Here is an 18,667-nt window from a genome sequence, read left to right as displayed (position 1 = left end):
CGTCCCGGGACCGTTGGCGGCGCGGGTTGGCCGATCGGTTCAGGCCAGGCGGGCGGCCAGCCAGTCGGCGAAGCCGGCGGTGCCGTCGACGACGACGTCGGCGGCCGCACGCACGCGGGGGTCGGTCTCCTCGCCGTGGTCGACGGCGACGGCAAGCCCCCCACGGGAGCGGACCTCGGCGAAGGCCGGCAGGTCGCCGAGGTCGTCCCCGGCGAAGCAGACGTCGTCGAAGCCGTCGGCCAGCAGGGCGACGGCGGTGCCCTTGTCGGCCGCCACGGGCGGCCGCAGCTCGACGACCATCTTCCCGTCCTCCACCGCGAGCTCGCCGGCCACACGCCGGGCCATGGCCTCCAGCGCCACCGCTGCCGCGTCCCGGTCAGCGGCCCGACGCCAGTGCACGGCGAACGCCCGACCCTTGTCCTCCAGCTCCGCACCCTCCCAGCGGGCGACCTCCTCCCCCATCGCCACCTTCGCCGCCGCCAGGGCATCCAGGTAGGGGGCGACGCGGGGGTCCGGTTCGACCGATCCGTCGACCACCCGCTCCAGCCCGTACAGGCCGACCAGCTCGGCGCCGTCGACGCCGACGCGTTCGGCCAGGAACCCTGCGGGCCGACCCGACACGATCGCCAGCCGACCGACGCGGCCGACCAGCGAGGCCAGCACCGTCCGCGTCGAGTCCGGCATGGCCGACGTCGCCGGGTCCGACACGATCGGGGCGAGGGTGCCGTCGAAGTCCAGCACCAGGCAGGCGCGGTCGAGGGGGCCCGCGGGCCAGTCGATGGTCACGTTCGGTCCTTCCGGACGGCCAGGCGCTGCAGCAGCGGGATGGCCGCGATCTTGTCGTCGGTCAGCTCGTCCCAACGGATCCCCGCCGGACGTGGACGTCGTCCGCGGACCTCGATCACCCGCGTGGGGGTGACGATCAGGTCCAGGGGCGCGTCGTGCTCGGTCACGGGGATGCGCCCGACGTCGACGACCTGGCAGTCGTGCACGGTGGTCGCCACGATCGTGTCCTCGGTGATCATCCCGGCCTCCTGGGCGATCGCGAACTCCAGGTCGGCGAAGCCGCCGCCCTTGCCCAGGCGTCCACCGGCCTCGTCGACGGCGACGCAGCCCGTGATGACCAGGTCGACGGGCTCCAGCGCCTCGACCGCCACGGGGACCCCGTGGACCGAGGACCCCTTGATCGAGGCGGCCTTTCGCGGCGTGACCGGGATCTCGTCGGGTCGCAGCGCCACGAAGGGATGCGCCTCGGCCAGGCGTGGCACCGCCATGAAGACGGTCTTGCCGTCCTCCAGCGCCCGCTGCCGGACCGGCCACTGGGGGCTGTCGGGGTTGGACTTCACCGTCACCGCGTCGGCCCACGCGGCCGTGTCACGCAACGCTTCCGCTGCCGCCTCGGCGCCGACGAAGTTGGGGATCCGGTGGAACGCCCCGGGGAACCGGGCGGCCTCGGCATCCACGACGGCCTGCCATGCCTCCTCGCGCAGGGCCGCCTTCGCGGCCAGGACCTCGGGGTCACCGCCGGCGTCGTGGGCGTGGTCCTTCGGTGTACGGCCCCGTCCCGGGCCGGCCATCAATGGATGCGCGGCTGGTGTGGCAACGTTGCGATGACGGCGGCCTCCACCTCCGCGAGGTAGGACAGGCGTCCGACGACGTCCTCGGTGGGGCACTCGGCCAGCGCCAGCTCCACGAACACCCGGTAGTGGCCGGCCTCGGAACGGGCGAGCTCGTCGTAGAAGGCCGCCAGGCGCGGGTCGCCGGCATCCTCCAGCGCCAGCGACAGCAGATTCAGCCGTTCCCACGACCGTGCCTCGATGAGCGCGGCGACCAGCAGCTTGTCGCACAGCTCGGCCTCGCCCGCGCCGCCACGGCGTTCGGCCAGCAGGGCCTTGGCGAAGCGGTCGGGCCGGTCGGCCATCAACGTCCAGCCGCGGGCCCGCATGTGGGTCAGCACCTGGTCGAGGTGGCGGATCTCCTCGCGGGCCAGCTTGGCCATCCGGTAGACGATGTCGTCGCGGTCGGGGTAGCGGTTCAGCATCGAAAGCGCCGACAGCGCCGCCTTCTTCTCGGCGTGGGCGTGGTCGCTCATGGTCGAACGCAGGTCGGCCAGGGCCACCTCCTCCCAGCCGGGTGGGGTGGCGATGCGCAGCGCGTCGACCCGTTCGTCGGGGATCAGCGGGTCGCGGACGGTCAGCACACGGTCCTCCGGGCCGGTCACCGCGCCTCCTCCTCGCCGTCGCCGTCGGTCCCCTGCGACCAGTCCAGCCCCATGCGGCCGCCGTCGCGGCCGTTCTCCGCGGCGAGGATCTCCGCGACGATCGACAGGGCGATCTCCTCGGGGGTGCGGCTGCCGATGTCCAGGCCAACGGGCGCGCGGAGCCGGGCGATGTGGGCCTCGGGGGTGCCGGCCTCGCGCAGGCGGCGGACCGCGCCGGGGGCGTGGCGACGCGACCCCAGCATGCCGACAAAGCCGGCTTCGCTGGCCAACGCCACACGCAGGACCTCATCGACGTAGGGGGCGTCGTGGTCGCTGAGCAGCACGGCGTCGTTCGGACCCGGAGGGGCGACCAGCAGGAAGCGTCCGGGGTCGTCGGCCTTGACCTCCACCGCCGGTGGCACGTCGGTGGTCCCACCGGGAGTCACCACCGTGACCCGCCGGCCGATCATGTCGGCCTGCCGCGCGACGGCACACCCGACGGGGTTGGCCCCGAAGACCAGGACGGCTGCCTCCGGTTCGTGGACCTCGGCGAACACCTCGATGCTGCGTTCCTCCTCGTCGTGCCCGCCGAAGGTCACGCGTCGACGGATCGGTCCACCGACCCGCAGCGCCTCCCCGGCGAGCTCCACACCGGCGGTGTCGAACTCCGAGCAGCCCAGTGATCCGGCGACGGACCCGTCGGCGTCGGCGACCATCTTGGCCCCGCTGTGGGACGACGCGTCCTCGCTGACGGCGAGCACCGTCAGCAGGACGACCCGGCGGCCGCGGCCACGGGCGTTGGCAAGGGCGTCATAGACGTTCACGAGGTCGACTCCTGTTCAGCGGCGAGGTGCACCTCGGCAGCGTGCCGCAGATCGGCCACGGACTCGGTGACGAAGTCCGAGAGGCGGTCGATGTCGAAGAGGGTGTCCCGGTCGCCGAGCAGCCCGAAGTGCATCCGGCCGTCGTAGGAGGACACGGCCAACGACAGCGCCGAGTCACCGGCCAGCGGGATGAACGGGTAGGACTCCTCCAGCAGGTTGCCGGCGAGGAACCGGGGGGTCTGGGGGCCCGGCGCGTTGGACAGGGCGATGTTGTACCGCTGCTCGCCGGAGACCACACGGGCGGCCAGGGCATGCATGGCGGGCGGCGCATAGCCGGCAACCCGGACCAGCTGGTCAGCGGCAACGGCCTGGCGGGACTCCTTCAGGCCGGCCAGCTCGCCCATGATCCGGTACAACCGGGCGACCGGATCCATCTCCATGACCGGCAGGGGCGCGAGGACGCCGACGACCCCGTCGCCGACGGTGAACGCCTCACCCAGCCCCGGCTGGTGAGTCGCCCCCTCGTGGACCCGGACGGGGACCATGATCTTGAGGTCGAGGTCCTTGGTCTCGTGACCCCGCCAGCGCAGCAGCCGTCCGACCGCGTCACCGACGACCGTCACGACGATGTCGTTGATCGATCCACCGAACGCGCGTCGGACGATGCGCAGGTCGTCGAGCTGGCAGGTCGCGGTCGCGAACCGGCGGTGTGGGGACAGGCGACGGTTCAGCGGCGACGTCGGGGCACCCTGCACGAGGCGGGTCACCAACCCGAAGGCGGACTCGGCCACCGCGCCGGCCCGGGGCAGCCCGACCCGGGGGTCCAGCGACTCGACCGCGGCCAGGCCGACCTGCCGGACGCGTTCGAGGCGCGAGCCCATCGCATCGGCCAGCACCGCGGACCGGGGCGGCGGGCGGTCGGGGTGCCATGCCCGGTTGAACCGACCGACCTCTGGTTGCAGCTCGTTGCGACCCTCGTCCAGCAGCACGCTGAACGGGTCGCCCGCCTCGCCGTTGGCCATCGCGAGGTGGACCTTGCGGAACATGCCGACGCGGTCGCCCTCGAGCCCGTCGATCACGTAGATCTCCCACAGCGGCCGGTCGCGGTCCAGCGCTCGGCCCATCAGCCGCGACAGGAACTCGCCGAGCTGATGGGCATCGCCGGGCGCCGGCAGGGCAGCGTGACGCACGTGGTAGGTCAGGTCGAAGTCGGGGTCGTCCACCCACAGCGGCCGTCCCGCGACGGCAGGGAGGGCACGGACACGACGGCGGGCGTTGGGGACCTGCTCGATGCGGTCACGCAGGACACGGACGACGTCGGCGTACCTGAGTCCGGCCTCGAAGATGCCGAGGCCACCCACGTGCATGTGGTGGTTGGGTGACTCCAGCTCCAGGAAGGAGGAGTCGAGGACGCTGAGCCGATCGACAGCCATACCCGACAGCGTAGGAGGCCGACGGCCGGGGCGGGAATCGGGCGGGCGCGCTCACGGCATGGGTTCTGCCACGGGGGCAGCGAACTGCGGCAGCATCGATGGGCAGATGCGCTTCCTCCCCACACCCCGATCCACCCTCGTTGTCCTCCTGATCCCGTTCGCCCTGCTCGGCGGGCTGGTCCCGGCACCCGCTGCGGACGGTGACCCTGCCCGCTCGGTGGACACCCACGAGGCCACGGGCGGAGGGTCCACCGCCCCCGAGGGCGGCCTGGTGGACGACGGCTGGCTGCCCGGCCCCGAGGGATCGGCGTTCGCGGGCTTCGAGGGCGAGCCAGCCCCCGGCGGCGGTCCGGTCTGGCCCGGGGTGCGGCTGGACGCGCGCCGCACGACGCTGTCGGACGGCAAGAACGTCGACGTGCAGATCCTCCACCTCGACCCCGGCGCCGACGTCAGCGTCCGGCCGACGCTCGCGGGCGGCTCGGTCAGGGGCACGGCGACCGTCGCTGCCCAGAGCGGTGATCCGCTGGCCGGATCGGTGGCGGCCACCAACGGCGGGTTCTGGCTGCGCGACCCGTACGGCGAACCCAACGGCTTCTTCGCCATCGACGGTCGGTTGGTCAGCGATGCCGAGAGCCAGGGGGTGGGCCCCCGCGGCACCGTCGGCTGGACCGCCGACGGCCGGGTCGTGATCGACCGGATCGACACGACGCAGACGTTGGTCCTGGCCAACGGCGCCAACCTGGACGTGGACGGCATCAACCGGGGGCATCGCGAGTACGACGAGCTGTTCGCCGACGGCATCGACTCATTGCTGGCCTACACCCCCGACCACGGCGGGCCGGTGGCCGTGACCGAACCGCGGCAGCCCCCGCCGCCGGAGCCCGAGCCGACGCCCGCCCCGACCGACCCCGACCAGCCGGCGCCCCCTCCCCTGCCGGGTGCCGAGCCCGAGCAGCCGCCCGTCGACCTTGCCGTCCTGCGCATCGCCGCGGGGGCGTGGCCAGCTGCCGGTGGCATCGGCGGGACGGTCATCGGCATCTCCCGTGACAGCGCCGGCACCTTCGAGGCCGGCGGTGGTGAGGTCATCGTCGTGGCCACCGGCGCCGACGCTGGTGCGCTGGACGGGGTTGAGGTCGGCGACCAGGTCGGGCTGTCGACCACGTCCACGGCGCTGGACCCGACCCGGGACGAGGCGTGGGCACAGGTCCTCCACGGGCTGGCGGGCGGGCCGATGATCGTCAAGGACAGCCGCCCGACCGACCCGGGCGACTGGGTGTCGGAGGGATTCGAGCCCCAGATCCACTCCGACGTCCGGGCCCCGCGGACCGCCATCGGCGTCACCGCCGACGGGCGGCTGCTGATGGTCACCGCCGACGGGCGCCGGCCCGGCATCACCCACGGCTTCACCATCGGTGAGCTGGCCGAGTACATGATCTCCCTCGGCGCCGTGGAGGCCCTGAGCCTCGACGGCGGCGGGTCCTCCCAGATGGTCGTCGACGGGGTGCTGCGCAACTCGCCGTGCTGCGACAGCGCCATCCGCACCGTCGCCACGTCGCTGCAGGTCGTGCACGACTACTCCTTCACCACCACCTCCAGGCTGCAGGGGGCGGGCCGCATCGACACGGCCGTGGCGATCGCCCGAGCGGCCCACCCCTCCGGCTCCTCGACCGCGGTGCTGGCGGTCTCCTCCAGCTTCCCCGACGCCCTGGCCGGGGGCCCGCTGGCGGCGGCGCTGGGCGGTCCGCTGCTGCTGACCGGGACGTCGTCGGTCCCGGCCCAGACCGTCCAGGCGCTTCGGGACCTGGGCGTGTCGTCGGTCCGCCTGCTGGGCGGCGAGGCGGTCATCGCCCCCGAGGTCGTCACCCAGCTGGAGGCCGCCGGGTTCGCCGTCAGCCGGCTGGCAGGTGACAGCCGCTTCGACACCGCCGCCGTGATGGCCCGTGCGGTGCAGTCAGCCGGCGGGGGCGACGGTCCGAGCCGGGCGTTCCTCGTCCCGGCGTTCACCTTCCCCGATGCGCTGATCGCCGCCGGCCCGGGCGGGCTGCTCGGCATGCCGGTCCTCCTGACCCAGCCCGCGGAGCTGCACCCGGCCGCGGCCGACGTGCTTCGCGGGGTCGACGAGGTGGTCGTGATCGACAGCGACGGCCAGCTGTCGGCTGCCGTGACCGACCAGCTGCGCGCGCTCGGAGTCGTCGTCACCCGGCTCGGTGGCGGCGGCCGGTACGCCACGTCCGGGGCGGTCAACGACTGGCTGGCCCAGCAGATGACCCTGTCGGCGGAGGTGATCGTGGCCCGCGGTGACGACTTCCCCGACGCCCTTGCCGGGGGCCCGCTGGCCGCAGCACGGCAGGGCAGGCTGATGCTGGTCCCGTCGATGACGCTGGACACCGACCCGGCGACCGCCGCCTGGTTCGCCAGCAACGCCGGCAGCATCGGCGCGATGCGGATCCTCGGCGGCCCGGTGGCGGTGTCGAGCTACACCCAGTGGCAGCTCGACCGGCTCGCCACCGGCTGACGACCGGTCGAGGACCGGGCCGGGGTGCCCTACCGAGCGGCGCCGTTGCCGTTGCCGGCCATGACCTCGACCTTGACGGCGATGCGGGCCAGCCGTTGCAGCTGGGTCAGCTCGCTGTCGAGGAAACGGGGGCCCTCGGTCCGGCCGACCAGCAGCGCGGTGTTGCGCTGCGACAGCGGGGCCGCCACGACCTCGAGGTCGTGCTGATCACGCCAGGCCGCGGGCATCCACGGCGCACGGGTGAGCCGTCGCAGGTCCTCGATGGGCAGCCACGGGGTCTCGAGCTCGTCGATGCCGGGGACGTCACCGGAGGCGTGCAGCACCTGGGGGCCCGTGATGCTGGCGGCGACGACCATCGCCCACGACACCCACAGGGCGTCGATCAGGCCGTTGACCAGCATCGGGACCGCCCCGGACCCAGCGGCAACCATCTCGCTGGCCAGCCCCAACGGGGCCGTCGGGTCCCGGAAGGTGTCGGTCTCGCGGATGGCCTCCACGACCACCGACGGCACCTCCTCCACGGCGCGACGGAGGATGTCCGCCGGCACGTCGGACTGCACCGTCACGTCGTCGATGGCCATGCCGTCGGCGATCCCGACCACGTCCAGGGAGACGATGTTGGCGCCGGCGCGGCCGATGGCGCTTGCCACGGCGCTCAGCGCACCTCGTCGATCGGGAAGGGAGAGACGCAGGGCGAAACGCATGGGTCCATACCGTACTGACCCCGAGCGCGGTTCGGTTGGGTCCGTGACGCCGGGTGCTCTAGGTTCTGGCCAACGCGAGAGGTAGCGAGCCACAGGAGATGCCATGACCGAACAGTCCACCGAGTCGCCCACCGAGGTCGACCTGCTGATCATTGGGGCCGGCCCCGCCGGTCTGTACGGCGCGTACTACGCCGGATTCCGTGGGTTCTCCGTGGCGATCATGGACTCCCTGATCGAGCCGGGCGGGCAGGTCAGCGCGATGTACCCGGAAAAGGACATCCTCGACGTCGCGGGGTTCCCCCGGGTCAAGGGACAGACCCTGGTCGACAACCTCGTGGCGCAGGCCAACCAGTTCGATCCGACCTACTACCTCGGCCACCGTGCCGAGGACATGGACCTGCAGGACGACTACGTGGACGTCACCTCCCACAAGGGGGCGAGGCTGCGCTGCAAGGCCGTCGTGATCACCGGTGGCATCGGCACGTTCACCCCCAGGCCGCTGCCCGACTCCGACAACTGGGAGGGACGGGGCCTGCAGTACTTCGTCCCGAAACTCGACGTCATGCAGGACAAGGACGTCCTGATCGTGGGTGGCGGCGACAGCGCGTTCGACTGGGCGCTCAACCTGCGCAACATCGCCCGCTCCATCACGCTGATCCACCGTCGTGACCGGTTCCGTGCCCACGAGACCACCGTCGACGACGTGATCGCCGACGAGCGGATCGACGTCCACACCTTCCACGAGGTGTCCCGCATCAACGGCAACGAGCGCATCGAGTCCGTCGACATCTTCGACAACCGCACCGACGAGAAGCGCACGATCAAGTGCCAGGCCGTCGTGGCCGCCCTGGGGTTCACCGCCGACCTCGGCCCGCTGAAGCGCTGGGGCCTCGAGCAGGACAAGCGCCAGGTCGTCGTGGACACCTCGATGCACACCAACCTCAACCGGGTGTTCGCGGCCGGTGACATCACCACCTACGACGGCAAGGTGAAGCTCATCAGCGTCGGGTTCGGCGAGGCCGCGACCGCCGTCAACAACGCCGCCCCCTACATCGACCCCGACAAGGGCGTCTTCCCCGGCCATTCCTCGGACAAGAGCAAGGACCAGTAGCCCGGGAGGGGCCATCGCCCCTCCGCCGACCAGCCCGTTCGGACGGGTCACCGGTGATGCAATCTGGCGGTCACCTGACAGGCCTGTGAACGAGGAATGCCTCAAGTTCGGCGTGTTGTTACCGTTTGTACAACCAACGGACACACACCGAGGAGGCGACATGGCCAGGGCACCCCGCGTACCGCAGGGCAGCCTGACCGCGCTGGCCGTCGGTGCCGTCGTGGCCGTCCCGAGCACCTTCGGGCTGCTCATCAGCCGACAGGTCCGACGCATCCGGGCCAACGCGATGTTGCCCCGGCCCGACTACACCGTCGACATCACCGTGCAGCCGCCGTGGGTCCAGGGCGAACCGCTGCGGGTGACCTTCCTCGGCGACTCCCTCGTCCAAGGTGTCGGTGCCCCCCGGGCCAGCCAGTCGCTGCCGGCCCAGACCGCCTATCGCCTGGCCGCCCATCTCGGCCGTCCGATCCGGATGCGCAGCCACGGCATCGCGTCCAGCAAGGTCGACGACGTCATCCGCGAGCAGGTCCCGAAGCTGGACCACAACACCGACCTCGTCATCGTCCTGATCGGCGCCAACGACGCCACCGGTGGCACCCCGCCGTGGGAGTTCGCCCGCCGGATCGAGGCGTTGACCGTCCAGGCCCACGAGCGGACCGGCGGCGCGCCCGTGGTCTTCACCGGCCTGCCCCCCGTCGGCTCCGCTCCGCTGCTGACCATGCCGCTGCGCGAGATCGCCTCCGCGATGGGCGACACGCTGCACACCATCCAGCGGCGGTTGGCCCAACGGCTGCCGCAGGCCCGCTACATCGACATCCGGTGCGAGGTGGGCGACACGCTGCGGCGGCGCGGCAAGGAGCTGTTCGCCGCCGACCACTATCACCCCAACCCCGCTGGCTACGCCCTGCTCGGCGAGGCGGTGGCGCGGTCCCTCACGGCGATGCTGCACGACGAGCGGCCGGTCCAGGCCGCCACCTTCACCCAGGCCGAGATGGACGCGATCCACCGGGCCGCCTGGGAGGAGCTCGCGGCGCTGCCGGGTATCACCGAAGAGGACGCCCCTCCGGCACCACCCGCGGTGGCCTCCGCCGCCTGAGCGGACGCTGCGGCCCGTCCCCTACCGAGGGGGAGGGACGCGAGGCACGGCGCCCGGCGGTGGCGTCGGCGGTTCGGGCCGTGCCGTCGGCGGCGGCGGGATGTCCCGCAGCGCGGTCGCACGGACGATGGCCTCCTCCAGCGCCTCACGCCCCAGCTCGGCAGCGACCGCCGCATCCTCCAACCGGTGGGCGACCATCGACAGGTCGTGCAGCAGCTGCTCGGCCCGCTTGGCCGAGTCGCCCATCTGGGCGGCGACCTGCTGGGCAACGGAGGCCGCGGCGTCCTGCTCCTCCCGCAGGTTGCGGTTGGCCGCCGAGACCAGCTGCGCGGCGTCACTGACCGTCTGCTCCATCCGCTCAACCTGTTCCTCGCGCTTCTGCAGCAGCTGCGTGCGTTCGCTGAGGGAACGCTCGACGGTCTCGGCGGTGAGGGCCAGCTTCTCGTGGTGGCCGACCGAACGGTTCAGCTGGGCGGCCAACGGGGTGACGGCCGCCTCGACGTGGTCGGTGAGGGTCGCCTGCAGCTGGCCGATGAGGTCCTTCAGCTCGGCGCGGGCCGAGGACGACTCGGCTTCGACCCGGCTGGCCGTGGCGTCGGCGGCGTCCTGCAGGGTGACCATCTCCGCGGTGATCCCGCTGACGGCCTCCTCGACGGTACGAGCCGCCCACGTGACGGCGGTGCTCAGCTGGTCGGTGTCGCGGGAGATGGCCTTGGTTGCGGTCCGGACGGCCTCGTCGACGGCGTCGGCCAGCTGTGCGGCGATCCGGTCCTGCTGCTCGACGCTGCGCTGGGTGGTGGCGTCGGCCTCGGCAGCGAGGCGTTCGGTGATGTCGTGCAGCCGGTCGGCGCTGCGGGCGGCCTGCGTTCCCGCGTTCGCCGCGGCGGCTGCGGCGGACTCGATGCGCTCGCCGGTCTGCCCCAGCTCCCGTGTGCGGTCCTCGATCTGGGCGGCCAGTCGCTCACCGGCGTCGGCGACGCGGGCCACATGGGCGGCCGCGTCGTCGGCGGCCCGCTGGCCGATCGTGGCGGCCCGGTCCCCCATGTCGGTGATGGCGGAGGCCGACGCGGTCAGAAGCCGCTGGACGGCGGTCTCGGCCCCGTCGGTGACACGGGTGGCGTGGGTGGTGACGGCGGCGGTCAGCCGCTCCTCCACGTGGTCGGCGGTCGCGGTCAGCCGGGTCGTGGACTCACCGGTGCTGGTCTGCAGCCGCTGGACGAGCTCGCCGGCGTCGGCGATGACCCGCGTGAGGGCAGCCTCTCCGGTGCGTTCGATGCGGGTCGCCGCACCGCTGGTGGCCTGCTCGAGCCGGTCGGCAGCCCCGGTCAGCCGGTCGTTGAGGTCGGCGGTCGCCACGCCGACGCTGCGAACGCCGTCCTCCATGCCGGTGCCCAGCTGGTCGACTGCGTCCTGCACGGCATCGGTGAGCCGGGACAGCTGGCGGTCGGCGGTGTCGCTGAGCCGCTGTTCGGCGTTGGTGACGGCGGTTTCTGCGCGGGTGCCGATGGCGTCGACGACCCGTTCGACGACGGCGCTCGCCTCGCCGATGCGCTTGGCGGCCTCGACCCCGGCGGTGCTGACGCCCTCGACGGTCTGCCGGCCGGTGGCGGCCAGCTCCGACTGAACCCGTTCCATCGCCGTGTGGAGGTCGGCGGCCGCCCGTCCGGAGGCGTCCTCGTGCCGCGTCGTCACCGTGTCGATGCGCGTGACGGCAGACCGGACCGCGTCGGTGATGGCCTGGACCTGCGCACCGGTGCCGCTGCTCATCGCCTCGACGGCGGCGTTGGCGGACACGTCGAAGCGGGTCAGCCCGTCGGCCAGCTCGCCGACGAGCCGGTCGGTCGACTCCGTGATCGCGGCAACGCTCTTGGTGCCCGACTGGGCGATCCGGTTGGCGATGCTGCCGCCGGACTGGTCCGCCGCCGTGGTGGCGGCCTCCATGCGCTCCACCGCGGACCGCACGGCGAGGCTGAGGCGTTCGCTGGTTCGCTCGACCTCGCGGGTCATGGCGTCGCTGACGCCCTGCGCGGAGGTCACGATCGACTCGCCGGCGTCGGCCGCGGCACGCGCGGCGGCGTCCTTCAGCGACGAGGTGGCGACATCGACCTGGTTGCCGGTCTCGGCAAGGGCATCGCGGAGCTGTCCGGTCGCGACGGTCGAGGCCTGCTCGGTGGCGGCGGTGGCCTGCTCGAGGCGCTGCACCGCCTCGACGATGGCGATGTCGAGGCGTTCGGCAGATGCCCCGACCTCCTCGGCCAGCCGGTCGGTCAGGCCGTGCGCCTGCGCAGCGATGGTGTCAGCGGCTTCGCGGGCGGCCTGGGCGGTCACCCGGGCCAGCTCGTCGCGGGCGTTGGACAGGCTGCGGGCCGAGGACTCCGCGGCGGTGCTGACCAGCCCCTCGATGCGGGCCGCGACCTCGGCGTTGTCGCGGGCGGCCACCTCGATGGCGCGGCTGGCGTCGGCGGCGGCGTCGTGCAGCGCAGACGTGGCCTCCTGCACGGTGCTGACGGCCTCGGTGACGCTGCCCTGGATGCCGGCGGCGGAGTCGTCGGTCGCGGTTCGGTAGACCTCGGCGGCGACCTCGAGGCGGTCGACGAGGTTCGCGGCTGCTTCTGCCAGCCGGTCGGCCACCTCGGTGGTCCGCGTGTGCAGCGTGCCGAGGTCGTCGCTGGCGAGGACCTGCAGCTGCTCGGCCACCCCGGCCACGGACATGTCGAGCTGGTCGGCGATGCCACGGACCATGGCGGTGGTGTCGGCGACCTGCTGGGCCAGCCGCTCCTCGACCTGGCGGACGACGTCGTCGCCGGTGTCGCGCACTGCGCCGGCGTGGGTGGCTGCGGCGGTCTGGACCGCCACCTCGAGCCGTTCGACGGCGCTGTGGGTGGCGTCGTCGAGTCGCTGCACGGACCCGACGCCGGCGGCGCTGACCCGCTCGGCGGCGTCCTCGGCTTCGGTCAGCAGCGACTCGGTGGCGGTCAGCAGCTGCTGGGTGGCGTCGCGGTTGGCGTCCACGCCCTGGAGGATGGCGAGGACGGCGTCGCGGATGGGATCGTCGGAGGAGTCGGGCATCGGGGGGATCAGAGGTTTCCGCTGAAGGTGTCGCAGGCGTTCACGTCGCCGGTCTCGAACCCGGTGTTGAACCAGCTGATCCGCTGCTCGGAGGATCCGTGGGTCCACGTCTCGGGGTTGACCGGTGCACCGGCGCTGGACTGGATGGCATCGTCGCCGACCGCGGAGGCAGCGCCAAGGCCTTCTTCCAGGTCACCGGGTGACAGGGCGTCACGACCGTAGGCAGAGTGTGCCCACACACCGGACAGGCAGTCGGCCTGCAGCTCCAGCCGGATGGACAGGTCGTTGGCCTCCGACTGCGAGGCGCCCTGCTGCTGGGCACGGACCTGGTCGGAGATGCCGAGGACGTTCTGGACGTGGTGGGCGATCTCGTGGGCGATCACGTAGGCCTGGGCGAAGTCACCCGGCGCGCCGAAGCGGGTGGCGAGGTCGTCGAAGAACGACAGGTCGATGTAGACCTTCTGGTCTGCCGGGCAGTAGAAGGGGCCGATGGCCGCCTCCCCGTAGCCACAGCCAGCGGTGGCCGTCCCGCGTTCGTACAGCACGAGCGTCGAGCGGTCGTAGGTCCGACCGGCGTCGGCGAAGCTGCGGTCCCAGAAGTTCTGGACGTCGTCGAGCACGAAGGACACGAACTCGTCCTGCTCGCTGACGGTGTCGGGGGCCTGGGCCTGCACGTTCTGGTCGGCCGGCGCGGCTGGCGCGGCCACGTCGAGCTGCTCGAGGACTGCCCCGAGGTCTGCGCCACCGCCGCCACCGAAGAGCGCCACGGCGATCGCGATGACGACGCCGATGAGCCCGCCTCCACCAGCGACCTTGCCCGTGGAGACCCGCTGTCCGCGCCTGTCCTCGATATCGGACGACATCCCTCGCCCGCGCTGCCATCGCATGTTCGTCCACTCCCGGTTCGTTGACCTCGACACTGTAGAGGGCTGGCCCCGTATCGTGGCATCGGTGCGCCACGACCCACACCCTGTCCGCCCCACCCGCCGACGCCTGCTGCAGCTGCTCGCTGCCGGGGCTGGCGTGGGCGTGTTCGGGACGATGCCGGTCCTCGCCCAGCCGGTCTCACCGACGATCCGTCCTCGATCGGCGTGGGGCGGCGACCTGCCACCGCAGGGGCCCCTGGAGGCCGAGGCGCCGGGCGACGTCCGGTTCCTGCTGGTGCACCACACCGCCTCGGGCAACACCTACGACCGGGGCGACGTGGTCGGGATGATCCGGTCGTTCCACCGCACCCACACCGGTCCCGACAAGGGCTGGCCCGACGTGGCCTACAACTTCTTCGTCGACCGGTTCGGCACGATCTGGGAGGGGCGAGAGGGGTCGATCGACCTGCCGATCAAGGGGTCGGCGACCGGGGGCAGCCAGGGGTTCGCCCAGCTCTGCTGCTTCATCGGCAACCACGAGGAGGAACCACCGACCGCCGAGGCCGAGGCGGCCATGACCGAGCTGCTGGCGTGGCTCGCTGGCCGCTACGGGATCAACCCGCAGGGCACGACGGAGTTCGTGTCGAGGGGATCCAACCGCCATCCCGCGGGGACGACGGTCGTGACGCCGACGATCGTCCCGCACCGGGAGATGAGCCAGACGGTCTGTCCGGGCCGCTACGGGGTCGACCTCGTCACCCGGCTGCCGGCGCTCGTGGCCGCCCGCTCGGCGGGGTTCGCGCAGGCACCGCCCACGGGGCCGGTCGCCACGGTCGAGGCCACGCCCGAGGCCGCTGCCGCCACGTTGCCGTCGGGCCCGCCGACCGAACAGGCCCTCGCCACCGGTCCCACGGCTGCCGTGCCATCGGCGTCCGGGGTCCCGGCCCCAGCCGACCCGGTGCTGTCGGTGCCAGCGGTGCCGGGGACGACGCTGAACAGCAAGGCGCTGCTCAACGCGAACGTGAAGGTGTACGGGTCGGACGACATCGGCCGGCTGCGCCTGACCGCTGCCGGGCTGCTGGCCACGGTCAGCACCGCCATCGGGGTGGTCATCCGCCGCCGCGGCCTTCGCTGACCGGGAGTCGTCCGGGACGGGTCAGCCCTCGGTGGTTCGGGACGGGTCACCCGGCGTCGCCCGGGCCACGACGGCGACGCAGGACGAGGGTGATGCAGCCGCTCATCATGCCGATGCCGGCGGTCATCATTGCGAGCGGCCACGCGATGTCGACCGGCACCCACTCGAGGATGGCCTGGGGGACGAAGACCAGCCCGGCGAACCCGGCCCAGACCCAGTGCCGGGTGGTGCCGAGGCTGATCGCCGCCCCGGTCAGGACGACGGCGGTCAGCAGGCCGAGCAGCAGGCCCGGGGTGCCGGCGTCGGCGACGACGGCCTGCGCCGCGGAGCAGGCAGCCAGCGCGCCGAGGGACAGCGGTGCCAGCTCCCGCAGGCGTGGCACGGCCACCCCGGCGGTGACCCAGACGATCCCGACCGTCCAGATGGCGGTCGCGCGGGCGGCGTCGCCACCGCCGGCAAGCCCCACGCCACCGAAGACGGCGACGAGTCCGCCGAGGAAGGCCAACGCGCCGAAGAACCCCCGGTCGGTCCGTCGCCACAGGGCGGTGGCGGCGGCCGAGGCGGTCCCACCGGCGGCCAGCAGGCCCGCGTCGGCCCCGAGCCCGGCCACCCGGTCGAACAGGATGTAGGAGGTCAGGGTCCCGGTCATGCCGGCCAGCAGCCACAGGGTGGTCGAGAGGCGGGCGGCGATGCGGTCCCCCGCGCCGACGAACCCAGCGGCGGTCGACAGGGCGATGGTCGCCAGGGCGAGGAGCAGGGTCTGGGCACCGCCGCCGAGGTCGGTCCACACGTCCCCGAGCTCGTAGAGCACCGCGAGGGTGGTCAGGATGCCGCCGCTGTACCCGAGCGCCTCCGCCGCCGGGCTGAGCACCGACGGCTCCCGCGGCGTCGGCACGGGCCCGGGGTGCTGGCCCGGGCGAGCGCCGGCATGGGGACCGGCCTGGGGGCCGGGATACGGGCCGGGCCGCGGACCCGGACGGTTCGGCGGGTACCCATCGGCGCGATCGGGGCCTGCGTCGCCGATGGACGAGCCGGGCCCCGATCGCGCCGGTACGGACCAGGACGGGTGACCGGGCGGAACGGGGCCCGGCGGGTACGGGGGCTGACCAGGTCGCGGGGGCGTGGGGCCCTGCTGGCCGGTGGGAGGGGTGGGGGCGGTGGGGCGAGGTGTCGTCATGTTCACACCGTGGCCCGGCGTCACCGCGGGCGAATCGGGGTGGTCCCCCGTGTTCACCCCCGGGTGTCCCGGGTCGGTCTCGGGGTCGACCCCCGGGTGGGTCGGTGCGACGTCTGGCGAACCGCCGGTCAGCCCCCGGCCGCGCGACGCTTGGTGTGCCGCGTCGGCGTGGCCGCCAGTGGGTCCTCGAGCCACGGGTGCTTGGCGTAGCGACCGCGCAGCTCGGCGCGGACCTCCGGGTAGCCCCGCTCCCAGAACCCGGCGAGGTCGTCGGTGACCTGCACCGGCCGCTGTGCCGGGGACAGCAGGTGCAGCAGGACGGGCTCACCCGCGATCCTCGGACCGTCGGTCGCGCCGAACATCTCCTGCAGCTTGACGGCCAGGACCGGCTGCTCACCGCTGTAGTCGACCCGGATGCGTGACCCGCTGGGGACGGCCAGGTGCGTCGGTGCCGCCTCGTCCAGCCGGCCGTGCAGCGCATAGGGCACCCGTGACATCAACGCGGTGTGCAGGTCGACCCGTTCGAGGTCGCTGCGTCGTCGCGCCCGGGTCAGGAACGGGGCCAGCCACTCCTCCAGCTCGGCCAGCAACGTGTCGTCGTCGACGGCCGGCCAGCCGTCGGCGGCTGCCCCGTGGTGGAGGTGGCGCAGGCGGTCGCGAAGGTCCTGCGCCGACCGGCTCCACCCGAGCGCACGGAGCTCGGTGGCCCGCACCCCCTCCAGCAGGGCGGCGAGCAGCCGGTCGGGATCGGGGGTGGCCAGCGGGCTCTCCGACAGCACGAGGGCGCCGAGCCGTCGTTGTCGACGGGCAACCACGTCGCCCCCTTCCCACGCGACGTGGTCCCCGACCCGAACCATGGGCTCGACGGCCGCCTCGTCCAGGCCTGCTGCGAGGTACACCCGCGCCTGTGTCGTCCCACGGTCCACGTGGGCGATCGCCAGCAGCGCCTCACCGGCAAGCGGATCGCGTTCGGGCAGGGTGGCGCCCCGCCCGCCGGCCATGGTGAACACGCCGCGCTGGCCACGGGAACGGGCGATCCGGTCGGGGTAGGCCAGCGCCACCAGCGGTCCCACGTCGGTCAACGGCGCCCCGGTGCCACCGCCGATCCGGCGGTGCAGCCGGTCGGCGTCGCGGCGCACCCGCGTCATCGTGGGGGCGCGAACGGCGCCGACCCGCTCGCCCCGGAGCGCCCGCACCCGACGCTCCAGGTCGGCGTCGCCGCCCAGCATCACGTCGCGTTCGCCGAGCAACGCCGCCAGCTCGGCGGCGAGCCGTTGTTGTGGCCGATCGGCTCGCAGGGCCATGTGGGCCAGCCGGGGGTGGACGGGCAGGTCAGCCATCGCACGGCCGTGGTCGGTCAGCCGGCCGTCGGTCCCCAGGGCGTCCAGGCCGAGCAGCAGGTCACGGGCCGCCTCCCACGTGGCCGCCGGCGGTTGGTCCAGCAGCGACAGGTCCACCACGTCGGTGCCCCATGCCGCCACCTCCAGCGCGGTCGGCGCCAGGTCCTCCTCCGCGATGGACGGGGGTGCGTGGCCGGCCAGCGCCTCGTGCTCGGGCCACAGCCGGACACAGACGCCCTCGCCCTCTCGCGCAGCCCGACCGCGTCGCTGGTCGGCGCTGGCCCGGCTGACCCTGACCGTGTGGAGGCGCGACATGCCCGACGTGGGATCGAAGCGGGGGCGGCGGGCCCACCCGGCGTCGACGACGACACGGACACCCGGGACCGTCAGGGACGACTCGGCGATGTCGGTGGACAGGACCACCCGACGTCGTCCGGCCACGGGCTGCAGGGCGCGCCGTTGCTCGGCGGCCGGCAGCGCCCCGTACAGCTGCAGGACCTCCGCGTCGATGCCCGACAGGGCCCCCGCGGCCCGCCGGATCTCCCGCTGGCCGGGAAGGAACACCAGCAGGTCGCCGTCGGTTCCCGGCAGCGTCCGTCGCACGGCGGCCGCGGTCGCCTGGCCGATGTCGGCGTCGACGGGCACCGGCTCGTGGCGGGTCTCCACGTCGTACACCCGGCCGCGGCTGGTCACGACCGGCGCGTTGCCGAGCAGCGCTGCAACCCTCGACCCCTCCAGCGTCGCCGACATGACCAGCAGGCGCAGGTCGTCACGGATGGCTCGTCGGCACTCCAGCGAGAACGCCAACGCCAGGTCGGCCTCGATGGACCGTTCGTGGAACTCGTCGAGGACGACCGCCCCGATGCCCTCGGCGGTCGGGTCGTGCTGCAGCCGCCGGACCAGCACCCCTTCGGTGACGACCTCGACGACCGTGGCGGCCGAGGTGCGCTTGTCCTCGCGAGTGGTGACGCCGACGGTGCGGCCGACGGGTTCGCCGAGCAGGTCGGCCATGCGTTCGGCTGCCGCGCGTGCGGCGATCCGACGGGGTTCGAGCACCACGATCCGGCCGGTCAGCCATCGGGCGTCGCGCATCGCCAACGGCACGAGCGTCGTCTTGCCGGCACCGGGCGGCGCCTCGAGGACGGCCACACCCGCGTCGTCGAGCGCGTCGACGACGTCACCCAGCACCTCCTGCAC

Annotated in this window: 14 protein-coding genes; 4 read left to right on the top strand and 10 right to left on the bottom strand. The window is 73.2% G+C overall.

Annotated features, from left to right (window positions below; genetic code table 11):
- Nucleotides 1-39 precede the first annotated feature (39 nt).
- From otsB to DVS28_RS10640, 5 genes are read right to left on the bottom strand one after another with little or no spacing between them, the layout of a single operon-like run.
- Nucleotides 40-786: a trehalose-phosphatase gene (gene otsB, locus DVS28_RS10660; protein WP_164710378.1), complete on the bottom strand. Its 747-nt coding sequence runs from the start codon at nucleotides 784-786 to the stop codon at nucleotides 40-42.
- Nucleotides 783-1,577: a 5-formyltetrahydrofolate cyclo-ligase gene (locus DVS28_RS10655; protein WP_114591430.1), complete on the bottom strand. Its 795-nt coding sequence runs from the start codon at nucleotides 1,575-1,577 to the stop codon at nucleotides 783-785. Before DVS28_RS10655 ends, otsB begins: the two co-directional genes overlap by 4 nt.
- The gene (locus DVS28_RS10650) at nucleotides 1,577-2,221 is read right to left on the bottom strand and encodes a MiaE family protein (protein ID WP_216826547.1); all 645 of its coding nucleotides are present in this window, start codon (nucleotides 2,219-2,221) and stop codon (nucleotides 1,577-1,579) included. Before DVS28_RS10650 ends, DVS28_RS10655 begins: the two co-directional genes overlap by 1 nt.
- Entirely contained in the window at nucleotides 2,218-3,024 is an 807-nt protein-coding gene (locus DVS28_RS10645; RefSeq protein ID WP_114591429.1) for an XdhC family protein, read from the bottom strand. Before DVS28_RS10645 ends, DVS28_RS10650 begins: the two co-directional genes overlap by 4 nt.
- Nucleotides 3,021-4,457 carry a wax ester/triacylglycerol synthase family O-acyltransferase gene (locus tag DVS28_RS10640; protein ID WP_114591428.1) on the bottom strand — a complete coding sequence of 479 codons (1,437 nt, stop codon included), beginning with the start codon at nucleotides 4,455-4,457 and terminating at the stop codon, nucleotides 3,021-3,023. Before DVS28_RS10640 ends, DVS28_RS10645 begins: the two co-directional genes overlap by 4 nt.
- Before the next feature lie 58 nt (nucleotides 4,458-4,515).
- On the opposite strand from DVS28_RS10640, the gene DVS28_RS29950 reads away from it, so the two are divergent.
- Nucleotides 4,516-6,972: a cell wall-binding repeat-containing protein gene (locus tag DVS28_RS29950; protein ID WP_164710377.1), complete on the top strand. Its 2,457-nt coding sequence runs from the start codon at nucleotides 4,516-4,518 to the stop codon at nucleotides 6,970-6,972.
- Nucleotides 6,973-7,001: 29 nt separating this feature from the next.
- Here DVS28_RS29950 and DVS28_RS10630 read toward each other — a convergent pair whose 3' ends face one another.
- A complete protein-coding gene (locus tag DVS28_RS10630; RefSeq protein ID WP_164710376.1) occupies nucleotides 7,002-7,676 on the bottom strand; it encodes an ACT domain-containing protein in 675 nt (224 codons plus the stop codon).
- 103 nt (nucleotides 7,677-7,779) lie between these two features.
- Between DVS28_RS10630 and DVS28_RS10625 the strand changes: the two genes are divergently transcribed.
- The gene (locus tag DVS28_RS10625; RefSeq protein ID WP_114591425.1) at nucleotides 7,780-8,787 is read left to right on the top strand and encodes an NAD(P)/FAD-dependent oxidoreductase; all 1,008 of its coding nucleotides are present in this window, start codon (nucleotides 7,780-7,782) and stop codon (nucleotides 8,785-8,787) included.
- Between the two features lie 160 nt (nucleotides 8,788-8,947).
- Complete coding sequence (locus tag DVS28_RS10620) at nucleotides 8,948-9,883, top strand: SGNH/GDSL hydrolase family protein (RefSeq protein ID WP_114591424.1); 936 nt, start codon at nucleotides 8,948-8,950, stop codon at nucleotides 9,881-9,883.
- A 21-nt stretch (nucleotides 9,884-9,904) separates the two neighbouring features.
- On the opposite strand, the gene DVS28_RS10615 is transcribed toward DVS28_RS10620, so the two are convergent.
- The gene (locus DVS28_RS10615) at nucleotides 9,905-12,952 is read right to left on the bottom strand and encodes a coiled-coil domain-containing protein (protein WP_114591423.1); all 3,048 of its coding nucleotides are present in this window, start codon (nucleotides 12,950-12,952) and stop codon (nucleotides 9,905-9,907) included.
- A gap of 8 nt (nucleotides 12,953-12,960) precedes the next feature.
- Nucleotides 12,961-13,839 (bottom strand): KPN_02809 family neutral zinc metallopeptidase, encoded by an 879-nt coding sequence (gene ypfJ, locus DVS28_RS10610; protein WP_114591422.1) that lies wholly within the window; start codon nucleotides 13,837-13,839, stop codon nucleotides 12,961-12,963.
- Between the two features lie 64 nt (nucleotides 13,840-13,903).
- On the opposite strand from ypfJ, the gene DVS28_RS10605 reads away from it, so the two are divergent.
- The gene (locus DVS28_RS10605) at nucleotides 13,904-14,953 is read left to right on the top strand and encodes an N-acetylmuramoyl-L-alanine amidase (protein WP_164710375.1); all 1,050 of its coding nucleotides are present in this window, start codon (nucleotides 13,904-13,906) and stop codon (nucleotides 14,951-14,953) included.
- Nucleotides 14,954-14,999: 46 nt separating this feature from the next.
- On the opposite strand, the gene DVS28_RS10600 is transcribed toward DVS28_RS10605, so the two are convergent.
- Both DVS28_RS10600 and hrpB read right to left on the bottom strand, forming a co-directional pair.
- Nucleotides 15,000-15,848: a hypothetical protein gene (locus DVS28_RS10600; protein ID WP_164710374.1), complete on the bottom strand. Its 849-nt coding sequence runs from the start codon at nucleotides 15,846-15,848 to the stop codon at nucleotides 15,000-15,002.
- 410 nt (nucleotides 15,849-16,258) lie between these two features.
- Entirely contained in the window at nucleotides 16,259-18,667 is a 2,409-nt protein-coding gene (hrpB, locus tag DVS28_RS10595) for an ATP-dependent helicase HrpB (protein ID WP_216826545.1), read from the bottom strand.

This window comes from Euzebya pacifica, assembly GCF_003344865.1.
GTDB lineage: Bacteria > Actinomycetota > Nitriliruptoria > Euzebyales > Euzebyaceae > Euzebya > Euzebya pacifica.
This window is presented reverse-complemented; position numbering and strand designations above follow the sequence as displayed.

Bases quoted from the DNA above. Each gene is read 5' to 3' on its own strand.
- DVS28_RS10655 (WP_114591430.1), bottom strand. From the start codon at position 1,577: ATGGCCGGCCCGGGACGGGGCCGTACACCGAAGGACCACGCCCACGAC.
- DVS28_RS10640 (WP_114591428.1), bottom strand. From the start codon at position 4,457: ATGGCTGTCGATCGGCTCAGCGTCCTCGACTCCTCCTTCCTGGAGCTG.
- DVS28_RS29950 (WP_164710377.1), top strand. From the start codon at position 4,516: ATGGGTTCTGCCACGGGGGCAGCGAACTGCGGCAGCATCGATGGGCAG.
- DVS28_RS10630 (WP_164710376.1), bottom strand. From the start codon at position 7,676: ATGCGTTTCGCCCTGCGTCTCTCCCTTCCCGATCGACGAGGTGCGCTG.
- DVS28_RS10625 (WP_114591425.1), top strand. From the start codon at position 7,780: ATGACCGAACAGTCCACCGAGTCGCCCACCGAGGTCGACCTGCTGATC.
- DVS28_RS10620 (WP_114591424.1), top strand. From the start codon at position 8,948: ATGGCCAGGGCACCCCGCGTACCGCAGGGCAGCCTGACCGCGCTGGCC.
- DVS28_RS10615 (WP_114591423.1), bottom strand. From the start codon at position 12,952: ATGCCCGACTCCTCCGACGATCCCATCCGCGACGCCGTCCTCGCCATC.
- ypfJ (WP_114591422.1), bottom strand. From the start codon at position 13,839: ATGCGATGGCAGCGCGGGCGAGGGATGTCGTCCGATATCGAGGACAGG.